The 4,442-nt window shown below is 74.2% G+C and carries 3 protein-coding genes; all 3 read left to right on the top strand.

Annotated features, from left to right (window positions below; all coding sequences use genetic code 11):
* Window positions 1–689 (top strand): DUF938 domain-containing protein (locus CCR87_RS01180; RefSeq protein ID WP_207186506.1); only part of this gene is annotated, 689 nt, incomplete at its 5' end.
* 737 nt (window positions 690–1,426) lie between these two features.
* The gene (locus CCR87_RS01175) at window positions 1,427–1,615 is read left to right on the top strand and encodes a hypothetical protein (protein WP_201155499.1); all 189 of its coding nucleotides are present in this window, start codon (window positions 1,427–1,429) and stop codon (window positions 1,613–1,615) included.
* Window positions 1,616–1,677: 62 nt separating this feature from the next.
* On the top strand, window positions 1,678–4,442 hold a 2,765-nt coding region (locus tag CCR87_RS17435; RefSeq protein WP_476748496.1), incomplete at its 3' end, for a glycosyltransferase family protein.

Here is a 4,442-nt window from a genome sequence, read left to right as displayed (position 1 = left end):
CCCAGGCCACGGAGACCGCCATGACCGCCCGCCCTGCCCCGACGGACCCCCTCGCCGATCCGGCCGCGACCGTGGCGCGTCATCCCGGCCTGCGCCACGCCCCCGCAACCGCGCGCAACCGTGCGCCGATCCGCGATGCGCTGGCCGAACTCCTCCCTGCCCGGCCCTGCACCGTGCTGGAGGTCGCCTCGGGCACGGGCGAACACGCGCTGTGGATGGCCCGCGCCCTGCCGCATGTCACCTGGATCCCCACCGAGGCGACGGCGGATGGCCAGGCCGCCATCAACGCCTGGCGGGCGCTGTGCCCGGAGCTTGCGGATCGGGTCCCGCCGCCGATGCGGATCGACGCCGCCCATCCCCCCTGGCCCGGCGATCCGGTCGATGGGGTGTTCGCCGCGAACCTGACCCATATCGCACCGTGGGCGGCGACGCTGGGCCTGATCGCCGGGGCGGCCGCGCGGCTGGCACCGGGCGGGCGTCTGCTGATCTACGGCCCGTTCAACGACGGCGGCCGCTTCACCGGACCCGGCAACGCCGCGTTCGACGCCGACCTGCGCCAGCGCAACCCGAACTGGGGCCTGCGCGACCGAGGGGCGGTGGATGCCGCGGCGGCGGCGCAAGGGTTCACCGCCGAACCCGTGCGCACCATGCCCGCCGACAACCGACTGCTCGTCTATCGCAAGGGCTGAGCCCTGCGCGGCCCCCCGGTCGCGCCTGCCCGGCGCGCGCCCCGGATGCCAGCCTTCGGACTGCCACGGCCCGACCACCCCCGCCCGACCACCCTCGCCGGACCACCCACACCGGACCGGCCACACCAGACAGCACCGGCGACGGGCGGACACCTCGCGATGACGGCAGGACCCGGTGGTCGGTGCCATGGCGGTGATGCGCGCGGCGACCAGGCACCCCCGTCCCGCAGCGGCTGCCATCAGCCGCCGTGACATCCAGCCCCCCACAGCAGGGTCCCAGCCGGGCCGAAAACGCCCGCATGGCACCGGAGGGCGGCGTCACGTCCGGCCGCCCGAGCCTGCGGCACGGCCCCGACAGCACGCCCCGACAGCGCGGGCGCGACCAGGCCCGCGCAGCGGCGCATCGCGCCACGGATGCGCACCGCCCTGCGCAACGCCCCGTGCAGGCCCCGTGCAGGGCCCGTGCAGGACCCGTGCAGGGCCCCGCACGCAGGTCCGCCTTGCCACCCGCCCGGCATACAACATGCATCAGTCCCGACACCGCCACCGCCCTGTAGGATGAGCGCGCTGGCGGGTGTCATGGCAGCGCTGCCGGGCCCGCCCGTGACGCATGGGCGCACCGTGACAACGGCCCGTGCGGGGCTGTGGCGCGACGTTGCGTATCGACGGCGCCCCCGTCCCGCCGGTGCGGGCCGTCCGCGGCACCGCGCCGCCCTCTTGTCGGAAAGGACCCGCCCATGAACTGGGACAAGATCGAGGAAGAATGGACCACGATGACCCGCCGCATCCGCGCGGACCTGGGCGACCCGGCGGCGGGCAAGACCGCCCGGCGCCCCGCGCATGCAGCACCGCGATCGCCCGGCCCTGCCCCCGCGGGCATGGGTGATCCGGGCGCCGGTGGTGACACCTCGCCGACCGCATGGTGATGCCGCAGGCCCTGCGGGCGGCGCTCGGATGGGACACGCGCGCGGGCCGACGGTCCGCGCGCGTGGACCTGTGGCGGGACACCGACGTCATTCGCGCCGACCTGTTCGGGGCCGAGCGCCTGGAACATCACGCGATCTCGCTTGCGCGCGCCCAGCCGGTCACGTCCCGGCGCATCCGCGTGATGCCGCTCGCCGCGCGGGTGGATGCGAATGCCGACCGCCTGCTGGCGGCCTATCGCGCCTGCGCGCAGACGGTGCAGGCGCGACGCTCGATCACGCCCGCCGCCGAATGGCTGCTGGACAACTTTCACCTGATCGAACAGCAGGTGCAGCAGATCCGCGACGACCTGCCGCCGGGATACTATCGCCAGCTGCCGAAGCTGGCCGAGGGACCGTTCGCGGGGTATCCGCGGGTCCTCGGCATCGCCTGGGCCTATGTCGCCCACGGCGACAGCCTGCTCAACCCGCCGGTCCTGGCCCGCTTCGTGCGCGCCTATCAGACGGTGGCGCCGCTGACGATCGGAGAGCTGTGGGCGGTGGCGATCACCCTGCGCATCGTGCTGATCGAGAACGCACGCCGGCTGTCCGATGAAATCATGGCCGCCCATGAGCAGCGCGCCCAGGCCGACCGGGTGGTGGACGCCCTGCTGGCGCCGTGCACCGGCGACGCCCCCCCGCCGGCGCTGCGGCTGGCGCAGGCGGTGGCACCGCTGGAGGGCGCGCCGCTGCCGGAGATCCTCGCGGCGCGGATCGCCAAACGGCTGCGCGGCTGCGACCCTGTGCGCACCCCGCTGTGCGGCTGGCTGGATGATCGGCTGGCGGCACAGGACATCACCAGCGACGCGGTGATCCTGCGCGCCCAGCAGCGGCAGGGCGCCTCCAACGTGACCATGCGCAACATCGTCACCAGCATGCGGCTGATCTCCGAGATGGACTGGCAGGACCTGTTCGAGGAGGTCAGCCCGGTCGACGCACAGCTGCGCGCCGGCTCGGATTTCGCCGCGCTGGATTTCGCAACGCGCAACCTCTATCGCACCGCGATCGAGACGCTGGCGCGCGGCGCCGCCATCCCCGAGGCCGAGGTCGCCGCCGCCGCCCTGGCGCGGGCCGCCGATGGCCACGACGACACCACCCGCGATCCCGGGCACTGGCTGATCGGCGCAGGCACCGCGACGCTGGAGCGCGACATCGGCCATCTGCCGCGGCCGGGCGCGCGGGCGATGCGGATCGTGGCGCGGACGGGGCTTGCGGGCTATCTGGGTGCGACCGCCGTGGCCGCGCTGGCGATCCTGGCGCTGGCTGCCTGGGTGTCGGGGGCACAGGGCTGGGGCGCGGTCGCCCTGGCCGTGCTCGGGCTGGGGCTTGCGCTGGAGGCGGGCGTGGCTCTGGTCAATCTGGCGGTCACGCGCCTGGTCGCGCCGCGCCGCCTGCCGGGGCTGGAGCTGGCCGACGGCATCCCGCCCGATCTGCGCTGTCTGGTGGCGGTGCCGGTCCTGCTGAGCAGTTCCGCCGAGGTGGCCGAGGCCATCGCCCGGCTGGAGGTCCATCACCTGTCCAGCACCGGCGGGGCGCTGCATTACGCGCTCGTCTCCGACGGGCGGGATGCCGCCACCGAAACCGAACCGCAGGACGCCGGGCTGATCGCGATGGCCACCGCGGCCATCGCCCGGCTGAACGCGGCGCATCCGTCGCAGGACGGGGCGCGTTTCGTGTTCCTGCACCGGCGGCGGCAGTGGAACCCCTCGATGGGGGTGTGGATGGGCTGGGAGCGCAAGCGCGGCAAGCTGGCCGAGCTCAACCGCCTGCTGCGCGGGGCGACGGACACCAGCTTCGTCGCGCCCGCCACCGTGCCCGGCGGCGTGCGCTTCGTCATCACGCTGGATGCCGACACGCGGCTCTTGCGCGACACCGTGCGGCGGCTGATCGGCAAGATGGCCCACCCGCTGAACCGTCCCCGGCTGGACCCCGCGCTGGGGCGGGTGACACGCGGCCATGGCATCTTGCAGCCGCGCGTCACGCCGGCGCTGGCGGTGGGTGCCGAAGGCTCGGTGTTCCAGCGGATCAATGCGGGGCACGCCGGGATCGACGCCTATGCGGCGGCGATCTCGGATGTCTATCAGGACCTGTTCGACGAGGGGTCGTTCACCGGCAAGGGCATCTATGACGTCGACGCCTTTGCCGGGGCGCTGGCCGGTCGGGTGCCGGAGAACACCATGCTCAGCCATGACCTGTTCGAGGGGATCTTTGCGCGCGCGGGCCTCGTCTCGGACATCGAGGTGGTCGAGGAATTTCCCACCCGCCACGATGTCGCCGCGCGCCGGCAGGACCGCTGGGTGCGCGGGGACTGGCAACTGCTGCCGTGGCTGCTGGGGCGGCGGGCGATGCCGGGGCTGGGCCGATGGAAGATCACCGACAACCTGCGCCGGTCGCTGACGCCGCCGCTGACGCTGGCGGCGCTGGCGACGGGGTGGCTGATGGCGCCGCCGCTGGCGGCGGGCTGGACGCTGGCGGTGCTGGGGATGCTGGCGCTGCCGCATCTGTTGCCGCTGCCGTTCGTGGTGCTGCCGGGGCGCGCCGGCATCACCGCGCGCAGCCATGTCGCGGCCCTTGGCGCGGACGCGCGCGCGGCGGTGGTGCAGATCGTGCTGGGGATCACCTTCCTGCCTGATACGGCGTTTCGGATGGGCGATGCCATCGTGCGCACCGCCGTGCGGCTGGCGGTATCACGGCGCAACCTGCTGGCCTGGATCACCGCCGCGCAGAGCGCGCAGGGCGCGCGCCCCGGCCTGTGGGCGCAGGGGCGCCGCATGGGGTGGGGTGTGGCGCT

Origin of the sequence: Rhodobaculum claviforme (assembly GCF_016653255.1) — a bacterium.
In the GTDB taxonomy this organism is placed as follows: Bacteria; Pseudomonadota; Alphaproteobacteria; order Rhodobacterales; family Rhodobacteraceae; genus Rhodobaculum; species Rhodobaculum claviforme.
Note: the sequence above shows the minus strand (reverse complement) of the source record. Positions and strands in the feature narration are given on the sequence as shown.